General features: G+C 66.0%; 15 protein-coding genes. 7 read left to right on the top strand and 8 right to left on the bottom strand.

Features of this window, described 5'->3' with window-relative positions; translation table 11 throughout:
* Nucleotides 1–32 precede the first annotated feature (32 nt).
* On the top strand, nucleotides 33–968 hold the full coding sequence (locus C8C94_RS24475) for a LysR family transcriptional regulator (RefSeq protein ID WP_121422568.1): 936 nt from the start codon (nucleotides 33–35) through the stop codon (nucleotides 966–968).
* A 176-nt stretch (nucleotides 969–1,144) separates the two neighbouring features.
* On the opposite strand, the gene C8C94_RS24470 is transcribed toward C8C94_RS24475, so the two are convergent.
* The 8 genes from C8C94_RS24470 to C8C94_RS24435 form a co-directional block, all read right to left on the bottom strand.
* Nucleotides 1,145–2,272, bottom strand: coding sequence for an aldose epimerase family protein (locus C8C94_RS24470; RefSeq protein ID WP_121422567.1), 1,128 nt, complete (start codon nucleotides 2,270–2,272; stop codon nucleotides 1,145–1,147).
* Between the two features lie 10 nt (nucleotides 2,273–2,282).
* Nucleotides 2,283–3,218 (bottom strand): DMT family transporter, encoded by a 936-nt coding sequence (locus C8C94_RS24465; protein ID WP_121422566.1) that lies wholly within the window; start codon nucleotides 3,216–3,218, stop codon nucleotides 2,283–2,285.
* A 286-nt stretch (nucleotides 3,219–3,504) separates the two neighbouring features.
* Entirely contained in the window at nucleotides 3,505–5,082 is a 1,578-nt protein-coding gene (gene garD, locus C8C94_RS24460; RefSeq protein WP_121422565.1) for a galactarate dehydratase, read from the bottom strand.
* Between the two features lie 41 nt (nucleotides 5,083–5,123).
* On the bottom strand, nucleotides 5,124–6,155 hold the full coding sequence (locus C8C94_RS24455) for a lactonase family protein (RefSeq protein ID WP_121422564.1): 1,032 nt from the start codon (nucleotides 6,153–6,155) through the stop codon (nucleotides 5,124–5,126).
* Nucleotides 6,156–6,322: 167 nt separating this feature from the next.
* The gene (locus C8C94_RS24450) at nucleotides 6,323–7,606 is read right to left on the bottom strand and encodes a TRAP transporter large permease (RefSeq protein ID WP_121422563.1); all 1,284 of its coding nucleotides are present in this window, start codon (nucleotides 7,604–7,606) and stop codon (nucleotides 6,323–6,325) included.
* A gap of 2 nt (nucleotides 7,607–7,608) precedes the next feature.
* The gene (locus C8C94_RS24445; protein WP_121422562.1) at nucleotides 7,609–8,127 is read right to left on the bottom strand and encodes a TRAP transporter small permease; all 519 of its coding nucleotides are present in this window, start codon (nucleotides 8,125–8,127) and stop codon (nucleotides 7,609–7,611) included.
* 80 nt (nucleotides 8,128–8,207) lie between these two features.
* Nucleotides 8,208–9,197 carry a TRAP transporter substrate-binding protein gene (locus C8C94_RS24440; protein WP_121422561.1) on the bottom strand — a complete coding sequence of 330 codons (990 nt, stop codon included), beginning with the start codon at nucleotides 9,195–9,197 and terminating at the stop codon, nucleotides 8,208–8,210.
* A 64-nt stretch (nucleotides 9,198–9,261) separates the two neighbouring features.
* Complete coding sequence (locus C8C94_RS24435; protein WP_121422560.1) at nucleotides 9,262–10,080, bottom strand: NAD(P)-dependent oxidoreductase; 819 nt, start codon at nucleotides 10,078–10,080, stop codon at nucleotides 9,262–9,264.
* Between the two features lie 127 nt (nucleotides 10,081–10,207).
* Here C8C94_RS24435 and C8C94_RS24430 point away from each other — a divergent pair, with 127 nt between their 5' ends.
* From C8C94_RS24430 to C8C94_RS24405, 6 genes are all read left to right on the top strand, one after another.
* A complete protein-coding gene (locus C8C94_RS24430; RefSeq protein ID WP_121422559.1) occupies nucleotides 10,208–10,936 on the top strand; it encodes a FadR/GntR family transcriptional regulator in 729 nt (242 codons plus the stop codon).
* Between the two features lie 327 nt (nucleotides 10,937–11,263).
* Entirely contained in the window at nucleotides 11,264–12,703 is a 1,440-nt protein-coding gene (locus tag C8C94_RS24425; RefSeq protein ID WP_121422558.1) for an aldehyde dehydrogenase family protein, read from the top strand.
* A 165-nt stretch (nucleotides 12,704–12,868) separates the two neighbouring features.
* A complete protein-coding gene (locus C8C94_RS24420; RefSeq protein ID WP_121422557.1) occupies nucleotides 12,869–13,231 on the top strand; it encodes a DUF2946 family protein in 363 nt (120 codons plus the stop codon).
* A gap of 135 nt (nucleotides 13,232–13,366) precedes the next feature.
* A complete protein-coding gene (locus C8C94_RS24415; protein WP_233573558.1) occupies nucleotides 13,367–15,577 on the top strand; it encodes a TonB-dependent siderophore receptor in 2,211 nt (736 codons plus the stop codon).
* Between the two features lie 19 nt (nucleotides 15,578–15,596).
* Complete coding sequence (locus tag C8C94_RS24410) at nucleotides 15,597–17,207, top strand: PepSY-associated TM helix domain-containing protein (protein ID WP_121422555.1); 1,611 nt, start codon at nucleotides 15,597–15,599, stop codon at nucleotides 17,205–17,207.
* 111 nt (nucleotides 17,208–17,318) lie between these two features.
* On the top strand, nucleotides 17,319–17,636 hold the full coding sequence (locus C8C94_RS24405) for a hypothetical protein (RefSeq protein WP_055402051.1): 318 nt from the start codon (nucleotides 17,319–17,321) through the stop codon (nucleotides 17,634–17,636).
* Nucleotides 17,637–17,736: the final 100 nt, after the last annotated feature.

Raw genomic sequence — 17,736 nt, 5'->3', positions numbered from 1 at the left:
AAATATGATTCATTGTCCATCCATTAAGAACAATGAACCCTTTAGACCGCATGCAGATCTTTGCCCGTGTGGCCGAGCTGAGCAGCTTTACCCAGGCTGCGCAGGTGCTGGGCCTGCCCAAGGCCAGCGCCTCTCTGGCCGTGCAGCAGCTGGAGGCCCACCTGGGCACGCGCCTGCTGCACCGCACCACGCGGCGCGTGCAGCTGACGCAAGACGGGCAGGCCTTTTACGAGCGCTGCAAGGACTTGCTGGACGATGTGGACGAACTGCAGGCCATGTTCCAGCAGCCCGACGGCACTGCGCTGCGCGGGCGCGTGCGCATTGACATGTCCACCGGCATTGCCCGCCAGCTGGTGCTGCCTGCGCTGCCCGATCTGCTGGCCCGCCACCCGCTGCTGGAGGTGGAGCTGAGCAGCACCGACCGCCGCGTTGACCTGGTGCGCGAGGGTTTTGACTGCGTGATCCGCGTGGGCCCGGTGGCAGAACCCGGGCTGGTGGCCCGCCCTCTGGGCCTGGTGCGCGTGGCCAGCTGCGCCAGCCCGGGCTACCTGGCGCGCAAGGGCACACCCCAATCACTGGCCGACCTGGCGCAGCATGACCTGGTGCACTACGTGAGCACGCTGGGCACCAAGTCCGCCGGATTTGAAACGATGGGCGACGACGGCAGCCCGCAGTTTCACCCCATGGCTGGGCGTGTCACCGTCAACAGCGCCGAGGCCTACCTGGGCGCCTGTGCAGCAGGGCTGGGCCTGATCCAGGCGCCTTTGCTGGGCGTGCGCGAGCTGATCGACCGGGGACTGCTGGTGGAGGTGCTACCGCACCACCCTGCCCCGCCCATGCCGGTGACGCTGATCTACCCCCACCGGCGCCACCTGCCCCAGCGCGTGCGGGTGGTGATGGACTGGCTGGCCGCCGTGGTGCAGGCGCATCTGCAGAGCGAGGCCCATGGCGCACCTGCCGCCGCATGAAGGTTTCGCGCGGCGCTTCGACTACGCGCAGTCAACGGTTTCCAGTGGATTGAGACCGAATCAACAGCTATTAATTGAATAGCTACTAGCGCTTACTGGATAAGCGCTAGAGGCAAAAATCACTTAAAAATCACATGAACAGTGTCATCGCAACCCTCACCAAGTCCCGCCCAGCCTCACCCGGTGAAGCGGTACACGATGGCCCCCTGCACCACGTCGCCCGGCGCCAGCCAACGCACCGGAAACCCGGGCTGGTTGGGCGCATCGGGATACTCCATGGGCTCCAGGCAGATGCCGTCGCCCGGCTGCCATAGCCAGACGCCCTGCTCTGCGCCCCGCCCCAGGTCGCGCACCGGATCAGCTTTGAGGCCGTGGCCTGCGTAAACCTGCACCCCGGGCGCGGTACTCCATACCTCCATGGTGCGACCAGTGAGGGGCTCGCTCAGCAGCGCCGCAAGACGCAGGCCTTGCGAGGGCGTGACGGGTGACACCGGTGGCGTCCGCACCGCGCCCTCTTCGTCCCACACATGGTCATCCAGCACCAGGTAGTGGTCCAGCCCACCCGCCAGCGACAGCTGTTCGCTGGGCTCCGCCACGGCGGCACCCACGCTGCGGGCTTCGCGAAGGTCGAAAGGCGTGGCATCTACAGGCTGCACCAACCCGCTAGGACACACATCAGCCGCCAGCGGTACATAGCGGCTGGCGGGCACTTGCAGGGTGTGGCCGTGGGTGCTGCCAGCGCCCGCCAGGTTGAAGAACGCATGCCCGGTGATGTTGAGCAGCGTGGGGGCGTCCAGCGCCTCGCCCGTCCACGCCATGTGCAGCGCGTTGTCGGCGGTGAGGTGCAGGTGTAGCTGCAGGCGGAGCGTGCCGGGCACGCCGTCGTCCTCAGTGCGAAAGGTGTGGCTCAGGGTGAGCGCATCGGCCTGCACGTCATCCACCGCAAACACCTGAAAGCGGCTGCCCTTGGGCCCGCCATGGTGGTGGTGGGGGCCGCTGTTGGTGGGCAGTTGCCGCTGTGCGCCATCGGGCAGAGTCAACAAACCACTGCGCAACCGCCCAGCCCAGCGGCCTATGAGGGCGCCCATGGAGAGTTGCCCGTCCAGGTAGCCCTGCAGGCTGTCGTAGCCCAGCGCCACATCAACGAGGCCGCACTGCCCGTCGGGCACCGCCACCTGCACCAGCCGTGCGCCGTAGTTGCTCACGGCCACCTGCAAGCCACCAGCACCGCGCAGGGTGAAGAGGTCAGTCGGCTGGCCGTGAAGCTCTTGCTGAAACGCTTTGCGTGAAAGGGAATAGGCCATGGCTGCGAGTCTATTTGGTGGCGGATGCGGCGGGAGCATCGCGCGTGACCAGCCAGATGCCCCCGCACACCAGCACCAGGGCCAGCAGGTTCTTCCACTCCAGCAGCGCCTCGCCCAGGAAGATCGCCGACAGCGCTGCGCCAAACACCGGCACCGTGAAGTTGAACACCGTAATTTGGCTCACGCGGTTGTGCTTGAGCAAGATGCTCCACAGCGAAAAAGCAGCCGATGACAGCAACGCCAGGTACACCAACAACACGCTGGAACCCCAGGTAAAGCCCGTGAGCGAACCGCCCAGGCCCCAGCCAATGGCCAGCAACGCCACGCCGCCAAGCCCCAGTTGCCAGCCCGTCATCACCACCGAGTCCATGCGCTGCGACACCTGCTTGCCGTAGATGCTCGCAGCGGCCAGCACGAAGGCGGCGATCACCACAAAACCTTCGCCCAGCAGCGTGAAGTCCATGTCCAGCGTGCCGCGCCCCAGGTTGACCACCATCACCCCCGCAAACCCCACCACGCAGCCCCACAGCTTGGCGTGGCTCAGGCGGTCGTTGTGATAGACCCAGTGCGCAAGCAACACGCTGAAGAACGTGCCGGTGGCATTCATGATGGAGCCCTTGACCCCCGTGGTGTGCGCGAGGCCCACGTAGAAGAACACGTATTGCAGCGTGGTCTGCGCCAGGCCCAGCACCACCAGCTGGCGCCCGGCCGCAAAGCCCAGCCCCCAGATGGCCTTGCGCGTGGCCACGGCCCAGGCCAGCAGGATCAGCCCCGCGCCCAGAAAGCGCCAGCCTGCAAACACCAGCTGCGTGGGAATGTCATTGCGGGCGATGCCGAACCAGGCGTAGCCGGTCTTGATAGCGGGGTAGGAGCTGCCCCAGAGCAGGCAACACAGCAGCGCCAGCGCGATGACAACCCTGGGGTCGGAAAATCGGGGATGTCCCATGTGAGTTCTTGGTCTCTCTAGTGAAACAGCCCGTGCAAAGACGGGCTGTGAGGGGGAGGCTTGCAGCCCCAGGACGCAGCCTGCAAGGCCACCGTTTCAGTGATCCGTTGCGCTACGCGCCGCCACCAACGCATGCGAAGGGCGCAGCCGAGGCGAGGGCAGCCGCGCAAGGGCCGCCCGCCGCGGATGCGGCGCTTTGCTTGTGTGCGCTGGCTGCGTCCCCCTCCCGTAGCGCGCAGCGCGTAGAGAGAGGGGGAAGGCGCGAAGCGACTCAGGGGGTGTCACTTCAAGTCACCGGTGCGGGGTTGAACAGCACCAGCGCGTTGTGCAGCTTCCACTGCTCGGCCCAGGTCTTCTTGCGGCCGCTGGCCACGTCAAGCAGCAGGTGGAACATCTCCCAGCCCAGGTCTTCGATGGTGGCCTCGCCGTCGGCGATCTTGCCGGCGTTGATGTCCATCAGGTCGTGCCAGCGGCGCGCCAGGTCGCTGCGCGTGGCCACCTTGACCACCGGGCATTCGGCCAGGCCATAGGGCGTGCCCCGGCCGGTGGTGAAGACATGCAGGTTCATGCCCGCAGCCAGCTGCAGCGTGCCGCAGATGAAGTCGCTGGCGGGCGTGGCGGCGTACACCAGGCCGCGCTGGTCGCGGCGCAGTTTTTCGCCCGGAGCCAGAACGTGCGCGATGGGCGCGGTGCCGCTCTTGATGATGGAGCCCATGGCCTTCTCGGCGATGTTGGACAGGCCGCCCGCCTTGTTGCCCGGCGTGGTGTTGGCCGCGCGGTCCACGCGGCCGCGGTCCAGGTAGCGGTCGTACCATCCCAGCTCGCGCACGATAGCGTTGGCCACTTCGGGCGTGGCGGCGCGGCTGGTGAGCTGCTCCACGGCATCGCGCACCTCGGTGTTCTCGCTGAACATCACCGTGGCACCAGCACGCACCAGCAGATCGGCGCAAAAGCCCACGGCCGGGTTGGCGGTGACGCCCGAGAACGCATCGCTGCCGCCGCACTGCACGCCCAGCACCAGCTCGCTGGCCGGGATGGTCTCGCGGCGGCGGGCGTTGAGGCGTTCGAGGTGCGGGCGCGCGCTTTGCACGATGTGGTCGAGCATGGACATGAAGCCCACATGCTCGTCGGCCTGCAGGCACACGGTCTCGGGGCCCAGCGCCGCGTCGCGCTCGTCGGTGATGGGGAAGCTGCCCGGGGGCAGCAGGCGGTCGGGCTGCAGCTTTTCGCAACCGAGACTCACCACCATGACCTCGCCCCCAAAGTTGGGGTTGAGGCTGATGTTGCGCAGGGTGCGGATGGGGATGATGGCGTCGGGCGCATCAATGGCCACGCCGCAGCCGTAGGTGTGCTCCAGGCCGATCACGTCGTCAACATGCGGATACAACGGCAGCAGTTCGTCCTTGATGCGGCGCACCGCCAGGGCCACCACGCCCGCCACGCACTGCACGGTGGTGGTGATGGCCAGGATGTTGCGCGTGCCCACCGAGCCGTCGGCGTTGCGGTAGCCCTCGAAGGTGTAGCCGGTCAAAGGCTCCAGCACCGGCGGCTTCACCGTGGCCATGGGCAAGCCCTCAAGCGCACGGGCCGAGGGCATCTGCAGCAGGCGCTCGTGCACCCAGCTTCCCGCCGGGATGGCCTTGAGCGCATAGCCGATGGGCACGTTGTAGCGGCGCACCACATCGCCCTCGGCCATGTCCTGCAGCGCCACCTTGTGGCCCTGCGGCACCTTGTCGCGCAATGTGATGCCTGCGCCTGGCACGCCGGGCGGCAGCACCGTGCCGGCAGGAAGGCCTCCGTCGTTGGCGACGATGGCGACGTTGTCATCCGGGTGCATACGGATGGTGAGGGCGGGTCGATTCATCGGTGGCGCGGTCTCGTCAATTTATGCAATCTCATTAGGTATCAGGCATCAGGCTGCATGGGCAGCACGGTAATCCAGTTCGGGTTGAGCCCCACATCGTGCTCGGCCACCTGGGTCAGGGCACCGCTGCCAGGCGCGATCAAGTGCACACCCACACGGTGGCTGATCTGGCCTGCGGCAATCAGGTGGCGCCCGTCCGGAGTGATGGCAAAGCCCCGGGGCTGCAGTTGCGTAGACCAGTGGTCGATGGGGGCCAGCAGGCCGGTAACCGCATCGACGGCAAACCCGGCCAGGGTGTGGCTGTTGCGCTCGCTGGTGTACAGCCAGCGGCCATCAGCGCTCAGGTGCAGGTCTGCGCCCCAGGCCGGGCCTGCAAAGCCCGGTGGCAATGTGGGCAGGCTTTGCAGCAGCTCCAGGCCTCCGCTGGCTTCGTCCCAGGCCAGCACATGCACGCAGGCATCCAGCTCACCCAGCAGATAGATGCGGTCGCCCCGCGCGTTGAAGCGCAAGTGCCGGGGACCTGTGCCTGCTGGCAGGGCGAACACCGCAGGGTCGGTGGGTTGCAGCGCGCCCGTGGCGGCGTCGAATCGGTAACGGTGCAATTGCCCGCCCCCCAGTGAGGCGGCCAGCACGAAGCGGTTGCCGGGGCTGGCCAGCGCACTGTGGGCGTGGCGACCGGTGGCGTACGTGGTGGCACCACGCCCCGCAGCGACAACCCCGTCGGCAGCGATGGCCTGCACCGCGACCAGGTCCGCACCGTAGGAAGCACTCAGCAGCCAGCGCCCCGTGTTATCGGTGGCCAGGTGGGCCATGCTGGCGGGCAAGGGGGCCTCGGCCAGCATCTCGGCGCGGCCAGCGCGCGCATCCACCGCCAGGGTGACCACGGCCAGCGGGTCGCTGCGGCGCGCCACATACAGGCGGGTGCCGTCCGGGCTGAGCGCCATGGGCATGAGCTGCCCGCCCAGCGCCAGGACCTGCTCGGTGCGCAGCTGCCCCGAATCCGACGCCAGACGGAGCACATGCAACTCACCGCTGTCAGCGCAGGAGACAAATACCAGGGTATCGGTAGCCATCGTGTGTGTAACCATTTCAGTGCACCACGGAGCTGCCCACTACCCTCGGCCGATGGAACGAGCAGGGACCAGGCCAGAGGCGCCGAGCAAGGGCCGCCCCGCAGTGAGGGCGTCGTCCCCCTTGAGGGGGAAGGCGCCGAAGGCGACTCAGGGGGTGCTTCATTTCTTCACAGTCCCATCGCTCGGGGCAGCCACAGCGAGATGGCTGGCACGTAGGTCACCATCAGCAGCACCACAAATAGCGCCACAAAGAACGGCATCATGGCCTTGGTAACCACACCGAGCGGCAGCTTGGCCACGGCAGCGCCGGTGAACAGCACCGTGCCCACGGGCGGCGTGATGAGGCCAATGCCAAGGTTGACCATCATGATCATGCCGAAGTGCACCGGGTCCACGCCCATCATCTTGACCACCGGCAGAAGGATGGGGGTGAGGATCAGGATCAGTGGAGACATGTCCATCAGGCAGCCCAGCAGCAACAGCATGATGTTGATCAGGGCCAGGATGACGTACTTGTTGTCCGACAGACTGGTGAGGAAGGCCGTGACCTTCATAGGGATCATCATCATCGTCATCAGGTAGCCAAAGGCTGCCGCAAAGCCGATGAGGATCATCACCACCGTGACTGTCTTGACCGTGCGGTGCACCAGCTTGGGCAGGTCGCGCCACTTGTAGTCGCGGTAGATGAACATGGTCACGAAGAACGCCCAGACCACCGCAATCGACGCCGACTCGTTGGCCGTGAACACGCCCGACAGGATGCCGCCCAGGATGATGACCATGGTCATCAGGCCCCACAGCGCCTCCACACAGATCTTGAGCGCCTGCTTGAGCGGGATGACCTCGCCCTTGGGGTAGCCTTCCCGGTGCGCGGTGAACAGGCACAACGCCGCGAGCGTGAGGCCCATAAGCAGCCCCGGCAGCACGCCGGCCATGAACAGCGCGGCAATCGACACCGTGCCGCCTGCCGCCAGCGAATACAGCACCGCGTTGTGGCTGGGCGGAATCAGGATGGCCTGCACCGAACCGCTCACGGTGACTGCCGTGGCAAAGGGGCGCGGGTAACCCTTCTTTTCCATCTCGGGGATCAGCACCGAGCCGATGGATGCCGTATCAGCCACCGACGAGCCCGAGATGGCGCCGAAGAAGGTGGACGCCAGGATGTTGACCAGCGACAGCCCGCCCCGGATAAAGCCCACCAGCACGCCCGCAAACGCCACCAGGCGCCGCGCCATACCACCCTCGGCCATGATGGCGCCAGCGAGCACGAAGAACGGAATGGCCAGGAGCGAAAATTTGTTGACGCCCGAGGCCACCTGGATCATCACGGCATCGAGCGGAAGGTCAATCCACAACGCACCGACCAGAGCCGAGAGGCCCAACGAATAGGCGATCGGCACACCGATCATCATGAGGACGAAGAACGTGCCCAGCAGTACCAAGGTATCCATGATCAGGCGCCTTCCGTCAGTTCTTCAAAGCGCACGATGCGCCGGTGGTTCTGCGGTCCGAAGACCATCTTCTCCAGCACAAACAGCAGCGTGACGGCCGCGCCGATGGGCAGCGACGCATAGGTGGCGCCCACGGGCAACCAAGGCAGCTCCGCAATGCCCTGGCCCCAGGTTTCAATGCACAGGTTGGTGCCATACCAGGCCACAAAGCCGCAGATGACCAGCATGAGCAGATCCACCAGCACCGCCAGCAGCCGCTGCAACAGTGCGGGCAATTTTTCGGTGAGCATGTTGACGGCGATGTGCCCGCCCGCACGGTAGGCCGCCGCAGCGCCGATGAAGGTGAACACCATCATGAGCAGGATGGCGATGGGCTCGGGCCACTGCGAGCCAGTGCCCATCACATAGCGGCTGAACACGCCCCACGGGATGATCAGCGACATGAAGAAGATGGCCGTGCCGGCCGCCCAGATGGTGGCCAGGTAGAGCCGGTCCATCCAGCGCAAAAAGGGGTGGTCCATACAAGCAGGTCTGAAAGACAAAGAAAAAAGGCGCAGGCAACCCACCAGGAGTTCGCCCACGCAAGACGCAAACCCAGTGCTTACTTCACCGCCTCAATGCGTTTCATCAGGTCTGCATAGTTGGCGCCGTACTTGGCACGCACGGGGGCAGTGGCGTCATAGAAGGCCTTGGTGTCCACGTTGATGAACTCCACGCCCGCAGCCTTGAGCTTGGCGGTGTAGTCCTCCACGCTCTTGTCCCACAGGGCGCGCTGCTCCAGCTGCGCTTCGCGGCCAAACTTCTTGAGCAGGGCCTGGTCGTCCTTGGAGAGCTTGTCCCACGTGACCTTGGAGACCACCAGCAGTTCGGGAATGATCAGGTGGTTGGTCTGCGTGTAGAACTTGGCACCCGTGCTGTAGTGGTTGCTGGTGAAGAAGCTGGGCGCATTGTTTTCAGCGCCATCCACCACGCCGGTCTGCAGGGCGGTGAACACTTCGCCATAACCCATCGAGATGCCGTTGCCGCCCATGGCATTCATGGTGTCCACGAACAGCGGGTTGCCCATCATGCGCACCTTCTGGCCCTTGAGGTCAGCGGGGCTGCGCACGGGTTTTTTGGTGTAGAGGCTGCGCGACCCGCCGTCCATCCAGCCAATGGCCACCAGCTTGGCGGGCGACGCGCTGATCTTGGCCAGCAGTTCATCGCCAATGGCGCCGTCGATCACCGCACGCATGTGGTCCTGGCTGCGGAACACGAAGGGCATGTTGAACACATTCACCTCAGGCACCACCGTGCCCACCGGGCCGAGCGAGGTGCGCAGGATGTTGATGGCGCCGAACTGCGTCTGCTCGATCATTTCCTTCTCGCCGCCCAGCACGCCACCGGGGAAGGTCTGGATCTTCAGGCGGCCATTGGTGGCGGCGTCAAGCTTCTTGCCCATGTTCTCGACCGCCACCACATTGGGGTAGCCAGCGGGATGCACGTCGGCCGCCTTCAGCACCATGGACTGGGCCTGGGCGGCAACGGGAAGCATTGCCATCGCGGCCACAGCGGCGGCGCAGGCAGTCAGCAGGGATCGGCGAAAGGTCATGGTTTGTCTCCGGTGGAATGGTTTTTGAGTGATGCGGAATGGACGGGAATCCCGGCGCCAAGGGTCATTCGAAAGGACCGGTGCGCACGAACGGACCGCCCTGGTAGATGACGGCGGGGTCGCTCAAGTCGGGGTGCGGGTCGGCCGCCTCCACCTTGGCGCGGAAGGGCTCGGAGCTGTCCTGCGGGCGGTAGCCGATGTGGCGCGCCAGGGTGTTGTCCCACCATGTGGTGGTGTTGTCGCCCATGCCGTAGATGATGGTGTGGCCTACCACTGGCGCCGTGAGGCTGGCAACAACCAGGCGCTCCAGGTCGTCGTAGCTCATCCAGGTGGCCAGCATGCGGCGGTTGCGCGGCTCGGGGAACGATGAGCCAATGCGCAGGCACACGGTTTCAATGCCATAGCGGTCAAAGTAGAAGCGCGACAAATCTTCGCCAAAGGCTTTGGACACGCCGTACAGGCCGTCAGGCCGGGCCGGGTCGTTGGGGCCCACCACTTCGTCTTGGCGATAAAAACCGGTGACGTGGTTGGAGCTGGCAAACACCACCCGCTTGACGCCTTGCTTGCGCGCCGCTTCATACAGGTTGTAGACACCCACGATATTGGCCTGCAGGATGGGCTCCCAGGGCTGCTCGGTGGAGACGCCCCCGAGGTGCACCACGGCATCAACGCCCGCCAACAAGCTGAGCACGGCGCCGGCGTCTTCGAGGCGTGCGGGGCGCAGCTCCTCCCCTGCGCCTTCGTCGCCCAGGTTCGCGATATCAGACAACCGCAAGGTGGTGCAGTAGGCTTTCAGGCGCGCCCGCAATTCCTGGCCCAGGCCTCCGGCAGCTCCGGTCAATAACAGGCGTTGGAAACGAATAGGCGTCGGATGGCAAGGCATGGCGGTTACAAAGGCAGAGGTTCTTGGTACAGTGGCAACAGATTCCGTTGAACGTCATCAGTTGTCGTACAACGAAAAGCAATGTACCGCTTCTGCCCCCGGCGCCCCATAGGGATAACACCAAGAAATGACCACCGATACCCCGCTTCGCCGCAAGCCCCGCACACTGGCCCTGGAGCTGGTCGAATCCCTGGGAGACCGCATCCGCGACGGCCGCTTGGCCTTGGGCGACAAGCTGCCCACCGAGGCCGCCATCATGGCCGAGTTCAGCGTGAGCCGCACCGTGGTGCGCGAGGCGATTTCCAAGCTGCAAGCCTCTGGCCTGGTGGAAACGCGGCACGGCATCGGCACCTTTGTGCTGGGGCTGGGGCAGGCGCCCGGCTTCAAGATCACCCCCGACCAGTTCAGCACCCTGCGTGACGTGATTGCCGTACTGGAGCTGCGCATTGGGGTAGAAACTGAAGCCGCCGCGCTGGCCGCGCAACGCCGCACCGAGGCCAACCTGAAAGCCATGCGCGAGGCGCTGGACGCCGTGGCAGCCGCCGTGGATGCGGGCCGCGACGCGGTGGCGGCGGACTTCCAGTTCCACCTGGAAATCGCACGTGCCACGCAGAACAGCCACTTCGCCGAACTGATGGGCACGCTGGGCAGCATGATCATCCCGCGCGCCCGCCTGGCCGCCATGGATTCGGCCAATGACGAGCGGCGCCAGTACCTGCGCCGTGTCAACGGCGAACACGAAAGCATCTACGACGCCATCGTGGGCCAGGACCCCGACGGTGCACGGGCCGCCATGCGCACCCACCTGGCCAACAGCCGCGAACGTCGGCGGCGCGCGCAGGCCGAAGCGAGCTGAATCACCCCAGCCGAGTCACTCTTTCATAAACCCTGGGGAATCATGGCCAAGGTGAGGTTCCCGGTTGTCCCATCAGTAGTTACCCGACAACCGAGAGGACTTCTTGTGTTGTACGATGACATACAACAAAATATTGCAATGCTTCGCGCGTTCGGGGCTGCGGCGCCTTTCAAACCACCAGGAGTTGTCCGCCGTAAAGCCCTCAGCGCACATTGAAAGACATCCTTCCTGTGTGCAGAGCTAGCTTGCGCTGCGCAACCTGCGCACTCGGCATGCAACCGCCCCTTATTTTCTCAACACCCTCTTCTTCACCACCACACCACCACCATGCATGCAAACCTGATTGGCGGCGCCTGGACTGACGGCGTTCGCACCTACCAGAACACCAACCCGTCCGACACGCGCGATGTGATAGGCGACTACGCCGTGGCGAGCCGCGAGCAGGCACTCGAGGCCGTCGCCGCAGCGCACGCGGCCTTCCCGGCATGGAGCCTGTCCACGCCCCAACAGCGCTTTGACATCCTGGACGCGGTGGGCAACGAGATCATCGCCCGCAAGGCCGAGCTGGGCGACCTGCTGGCCCGCGAAGAAGGCAAGACCCTGCCCGAAGCCATTGGCGAAGTCGGCCGCGCCGCGGCCATCTTCAAGTTCTTTGCCGGCGAGGCGCTGCGCCCCGGCGGCGAGATGATCCCGTCCGTGCGCCCTGGCGTGGGCATCGAGATCACGCGCGAACCCCTGGGCACCATCGGCATCATCACGCCGTGGAACTTCCCCATCGCCATCCCGGCCTGGAAGATCGCGCCCGCATTGGCCTACGGCAACTGCGTAGTGTTCAAGCCCGCCGAGGTGGTGCCCGGCTCCGCCTGGGCGCTGGCCGACATCCTGCACCGCGCAGGGCTGCCTGCCGGTGTGTTCAACCTGGTGATGGGCCGGGGCTCGGATGTGGGCGCCGTGCTGCTGGAAGACGAGCGCATTGCGGGCGTGAGCTTTACCGGCTCCGTCGGCACGGGCCAGCGTGTGGCCGCCGCCTGCGTGCCGCGCGGTGCCAAGGTGCAGCTGGAGATGGGCGGCAAGAACCCGTTTGTGGTGCTGGACGACGCCGACCTGAAAGTTGCTGTGGGCGCCGCCATCAACAGCGGGTTCTTCTCGACCGGCCAGCGCTGCACCGCCAGCAGTCGCTTGATCGTGACCGAAGGCATCCACGACCGCTTCGTGGCCGCCATGGTCGAGAAAATGAAGACCTTGAAGGTGGACGACGCCCGCAAGGCTGGCACCGACATCGGCCCCGTGGTGGACGACCGCCAGCTCGTGCAAGACCTGGAATACATCGGCATCGGCCAGCAGGAGGGCGCCAAGCTCGCCTACGGCGGCGAAGCCCTGGAGAAGAACGCCGACGGCGCGCCCGGCTACTACCTGCGCCCCGCGCTGTTCACCGAAACCACGCCCGGCATGCGCATCAACCGCGAAGAAATCTTCGGCCCCGTGGTGAGCGTGTTGCGCGCGAAGAACTATGAAGAAGCGCTGGCACTGGCCAATGACACGCCCTTCGGCCTGGCCAGCGGCATCGCCACCACCAGCCTCAAGCACGCCACGCACTTCAAGCGCCACGCGCAGGCCGGCATGGTGATGGTGAACCTGCCCACGGCCGGCGTGGACTACCACGTGCCATTCGGCGGCCGCAAGAGCAGCAGCTACGGCCCGCGCGAGCAAGGCCGGTACTCGGCCGAGTTCTACACCACGGTCAAGACGGCCTACACCCAGGCCTGAACCTGGCGCCGCCGCCGACGCGGCGGCGCCAGCAGCCACGGTGCTTGCCCTGCGTCAAATTGCCACAAAATCCGGCCCTGGCGCCGATGCAGAAAGCGAGTAACGCTATAACATTTATAGCAAAACGCCCCGCACCGCTGTGTGGCCGCAGTATCATCGCGCCCCATGACCGCCCTCCCACGAACAACCTTTGCCGCGCTGCGCCTGTGGGTGCTGGCATGGTTCGTGGCGTCGATGGGGGTGGCGATTGCATCGCCGCTGGTGAACCCGCAATCCTTCGAAGTGATCTGCTCGGGCACCGGCGCCATCAAGCTGCTGGTGCAGACCGACGATGGCACGGTGGAGATGGGCGCCATGGGCATGGACTGCCCCTTGTGCGCCACTCCCAGCGCGCCGCCCCCCACCCCGGTAGCCGCCGTGCTGCCACCCCACCCCCTGGCCCATGCGCTGCAGCCAGTCGAGGCCGCCCGCATCGCAGCGGCCACTGCGGCGCCACTGCCCGCACGCGGGCCCCCATCGCGCTCTTGATCTGAAGCCTGTTGGCAGTACCCCGTACCTGGTGGTCGGGCGCTGCCTTGTTCCCGCTGGTTTCCAGACCGCGCAGCCCTGCGTGCACTCCACGCGGGCCTGGTTGCGCTGTCGCCTCAAGACAAGAGCGTTTTCATGTCCCGTTCGTACTCCTCCTCCCGCCATGCTGCGGGCTCTCGGCGCCTGCCTCTTTCTCCTTCGTGCTGGGGCGTGCTCGCCACCTGCGCACTGGCCTCCCTCTCTGTCCCTGCCCAGACCACCACGCCCACGCTCAAGGCCGTGGACGTGGTGGACACCGCCGCATCCCCCAACGGCAAGCTGAACCTGGACACACCCGTGGACACCGGTAGCCGCCTGGGCCTGACGGCGCGCGAGAACCCGGCCTCCGTCACCGTGGTGGATCGCGCCACCATCGACGCACGCGGCGCACAGGACACGCAGGAAATCCTGCGCGCCGTGCCGGGCGTGGTGGCGCACAACGCGCCGGGCTCCATGTCCGCGCACTACCGGGGCTTCACCAGCAACTCGGTCGCGCAGCTGTACAACGGCATCAACCCGCAGTACGGCAGCGCCACACGCGCGGTCGATAGCTGGATCTACGACCGGGTCGAGGCCATCGGCGGTGCGTCGAGTTTTCTGTACGGATCGGGCGGCGTGGGCGGCTCCATCAACTACATCACCAAGACGGCCGAGCGCAGCGACTTCGCCGAAGGCCAGTTGCGTCTGGGCTCCTACGACATGAAGGAAGCGTCCGTCGGCCTGAACCGCCGCATCGCGGGCGGCAATGGCGGCGCAGGCCCAGCGCACTACGCGCGCATCGACCTCAACCACCGCAACGCGGGCAGCTGGACCGAGGGCACCAAGACCCAGTCCACCCAGCTCGCGACCTCGCTGCTGTCGGACCTGGGCGGCGGCTTCAGCCACATGCTGGCCTACGAATACCAGAAGGACCATGTGGACCGCCCCTACTGGGGCACGCCGGTGCTCAACCCCGCCGTGGGCGCGCTGACCATCGACCCTGCCACGCGCTTCAAGAACTACAACAGCGCCGACGGCATGTACGAGCACCGCGTGCAGTGGCTGCGCTCGGTGGCGCAATGGCGTGTGTCGGATGCGCTGCAGCTCAAGAACACGTTCTACGTGTACGACGCCCTGCGCGACTACCGCAATGTCGAGATCTACACCTTCAACGCGAGCAACACGGCCGTCACGCGCACGGCACCCTACCTGCAGCGCCATGACCAGACGCTGGTGGGCGACCGGCTGGAGGGCACCTACCAGGGCCAGCTCGCAGGCCGTAAGAGCGACTGGGCTTTTGGCCTCGATGTGAGCGTGAACAAGCAGACGCGCTTCCCGTTCGGCCCCTCGGTCACCGTGAGCACAGTCAATCCCTACAACTTTTCCACCGAGAACTTCTTCGACATTCCCGGCATGTCACCCGTCCTGAACCCTGACAAGGACAACAAGATCACCAACACGGCGCTGTACCTGGAAAACCGCACGGCCGTGGTGCCTGGCGTGAATCTGATCACCGCACTGCGGCACGAGCGCATCGAGCTCGACCTGGTGAATCGCCGCGCCGTCACAGCCACCGCGCCCGCCACCTTCAGCCGCAGCTACAGCCCCACCACTGGCCGCCTGGGCGTGGTGTGGGACATTGCACCCGGCGCCAACTTGTATGCACAGGCCTCCAACGCGGCCGACCCGCCATCGGGCTCGCTGGCCTCGGCCTCGTTTGCCGATGTGCGCAACAACAGCGAACTGACCACGGGCCGCCAGGTCGAGGTGGGCAGCAAGTTCGACTTCTGGGACGGCAAGGGCAGCGCCACGGTGGCGGCGTTTGACATCCGCCGCAAGAACATCGCATCGCAAGACCCATCCAACCCCAACTTCACAGTGCTGGTGGGCGAGCAGTCGTCCAAGGGCATCGAACTTTCCGCTGGCATTCGGCCTACGCCGCAATGGCAGTTGCAGGGCAACCTGGCGCTGACCCGCGCGCGGTACGAGAACTTTGTGCAGGGCGGTGTCTCACGCGCTGGCAATGTGCCCCAACTGGTTCCGCAGCAGGTGGCCAACCTGTGGGCCTCGTACGCGATCACGCCCACCGTCACGGCCAGCGTGGGCGTGCGCCATGTGGGCAAGGTGTACGGCAACGCAGCCAACACCAAGTTCTGGCCGTCGTATACGCTGCTGGACCTGGGCTTGGCCTGGAAGGTCAACAAGACCACCACGCTCACCACCCGCGTGCGCAACGCCACCGACCGCATCTACGCGGCAGAGACGCGCGACCAGGTCTACCTGGGCGCACCGCGCACGCTGGACGTGACGCTGCACACCGCGTTCTGACGCAGGCAAGGAACCAGACATGCCACACGCCAAACGCTGGCTGTACCTCGTCCACCGCTGGCTGGGCGTGCTGCTGTGCGCCTTCTTCGCCATGTGGTTCCTCTCGGGCGTGGTGATGATGTACGTGGGCTACCCCAAGCTCACGCAGGCCGAGCGGCTGGCCCACCTGCCGCCGCTGCGCAGCGCAACGCTGGGCACGGAGCCTATGCTGGAGCCCGCTGACGCCTTGGCGCGCGCAGGCCTGGCAGGGCCGCTGCAGGACCTGAGGCTCGCCGTGGCCAGCGGCGGGCGGGCGGTGTACCTGGTGATTCCCGCCGCCCCTGCCGGAGACGCCGTACCACGCCCGCGCAGGGCGCCAGCGCCTGCGGTCATCGACGCCCTCACGGGCGAACGGTTGCAGCGCGTAGACGCCGAGCACGCCCTCGCTTCGGCTCGCGCCTTCGCGCAGGAGCCCGGCGCAGGGATCGCACACCTGGGCACGATCGACGAAGACGCCTTCACCCACTCGCGTGCGCTCGACGTGCACCGCCCCCTGCACCGCCTGCACCTGGGCGACAGCGCGAGCACCGTGGTCTATGTGTCGGGCAGCACGGGCGAGGTGGTGCGCGATGCGCCGCTGCAGGAGCGCGCCTGGAACTACGCGGGCGCCTGGATCCACTGGCTCTACCCCTTCCGGGGCAATATCTTCAATGGCTACTGGACAGACATCGTCAACTGGCTTTCCATTGCGGGCATCGTGCTCACGCTGACGGGCACGGTGGTGGGTGTGCTGCGCTGGCGCTTCCAGGGCCGGTACAAGACCGGTTCGCGCACGCCCTACCGGGGCTTCATGATGCGCTGGCACCATGTGTTCGGGCTGGTGTTTGCGCTGATCACATTCACCTGGATCTTCAGCGGCCTCATGTCCATGAACCCCTGGAAGATTTTTGACAGCGGCGCCGCGCCACTGCGCCAGCAGGCCATGAACGGCGGCCCGCTGGTGTTGCCCCCGCAAGCCGCCGCCGTGCAGGCTTTGCTGTCAGGCGTTTCGCCGAACACGCGCGAGCTGCGCTGGGTGCAAAGCGCGGGCCACCCGCTGGTACTTGCGTACAGCCCGACCGGCGCCCCCGCGCTGCTCGATGCGTCCACCGCCGCACCCCACCAGTGGCCCCCAGGCGCGGTGGCCGAGGCCGCAGCGCGCCTGCTGCCCCACGCCGTGGTGCGCACCGAAACGCTGACCGCCTACGACCTGCATTACTACGACCGCGCCACCCACACCATGACGGGTGGGGGCGACAAGCCCCTGCCCGCGCTGCGCCTGGTGTTTGACGACCCCCATGCCACCTGGGTCCACATCGACCCCCACACCGGCGTCGTACTCGGCCGCACCGACAGTTATCGCCGTACCAGCCGCTGGCTGTTCTCCATGCTGCACAGCTGGGACTGGCTGCCGCTGCTGGAGCGGCGCCCGCTGTGGGACATCGTTCTCATTGTGCTGAGCCTGGGCGGTACGTTGCTGAGCGCAACGGGGGTGGTCATTGGATTGCGGCGGCTGGGCGCCAAGTTCGCATTCGCAGCGGGCCCGGCGTCGCAGCTTGCCGGACAGGGCCGCCGCAGGCGCGCCCGTGTCTTGCCTACGACAGGTGGCTGAGCCGTCATTTTTTGTTTGATACTTTTTGTTTCAAACAACTACACTGGGCTTCACCCACCGCACGTCCATCCCGGGCGTGCTGGGGCTCCATCCCTCGCAGAGATTTTCCCCATGCAACTGATCCGCACCATCACTGGCGCCGCCCTCCTGTTGGCCGCTGGCACTTCGGCCTGGGCCGCCACCGACTACAACCGCCCACCTGCAGGCGACGCGCAATACCGGCAGTGCCTGAGCTACTCTGCCACCGTCTACGAGGGTGGCAACGAGCCCAGCCCCATCAAGGGCCAAACCAAGGCCCAGGCCTGGTGCACCTGCATGTGGAACGAAACGCCCGAAGATTTCAAGGGCAACCTCGTGAAGTTCGCCGAAACCCGCAAGGGCAAGGAAACCAACAAGCTGTGCGAGAAGCACTCCGATTGGAGCGAATAAGCGCCACGGTACAGCAGACCGGTTGGCGGTTTCCCACAACAGCTGAAGTGCCCCCATGTTCGCCCAAGCTGTTGGATTTCAATCAGTCTGCCAACCTGCA

Source organism: Acidovorax sp. 94, from assembly GCF_003634645.1.
In the GTDB taxonomy this organism is placed as follows: domain Bacteria; phylum Pseudomonadota; class Gammaproteobacteria; order Burkholderiales; family Burkholderiaceae_C; genus Acidovorax; species Acidovorax facilis.
Note: the sequence above shows the minus strand (reverse complement) of the source record. Positions and strands in the feature narration are given on the sequence as shown.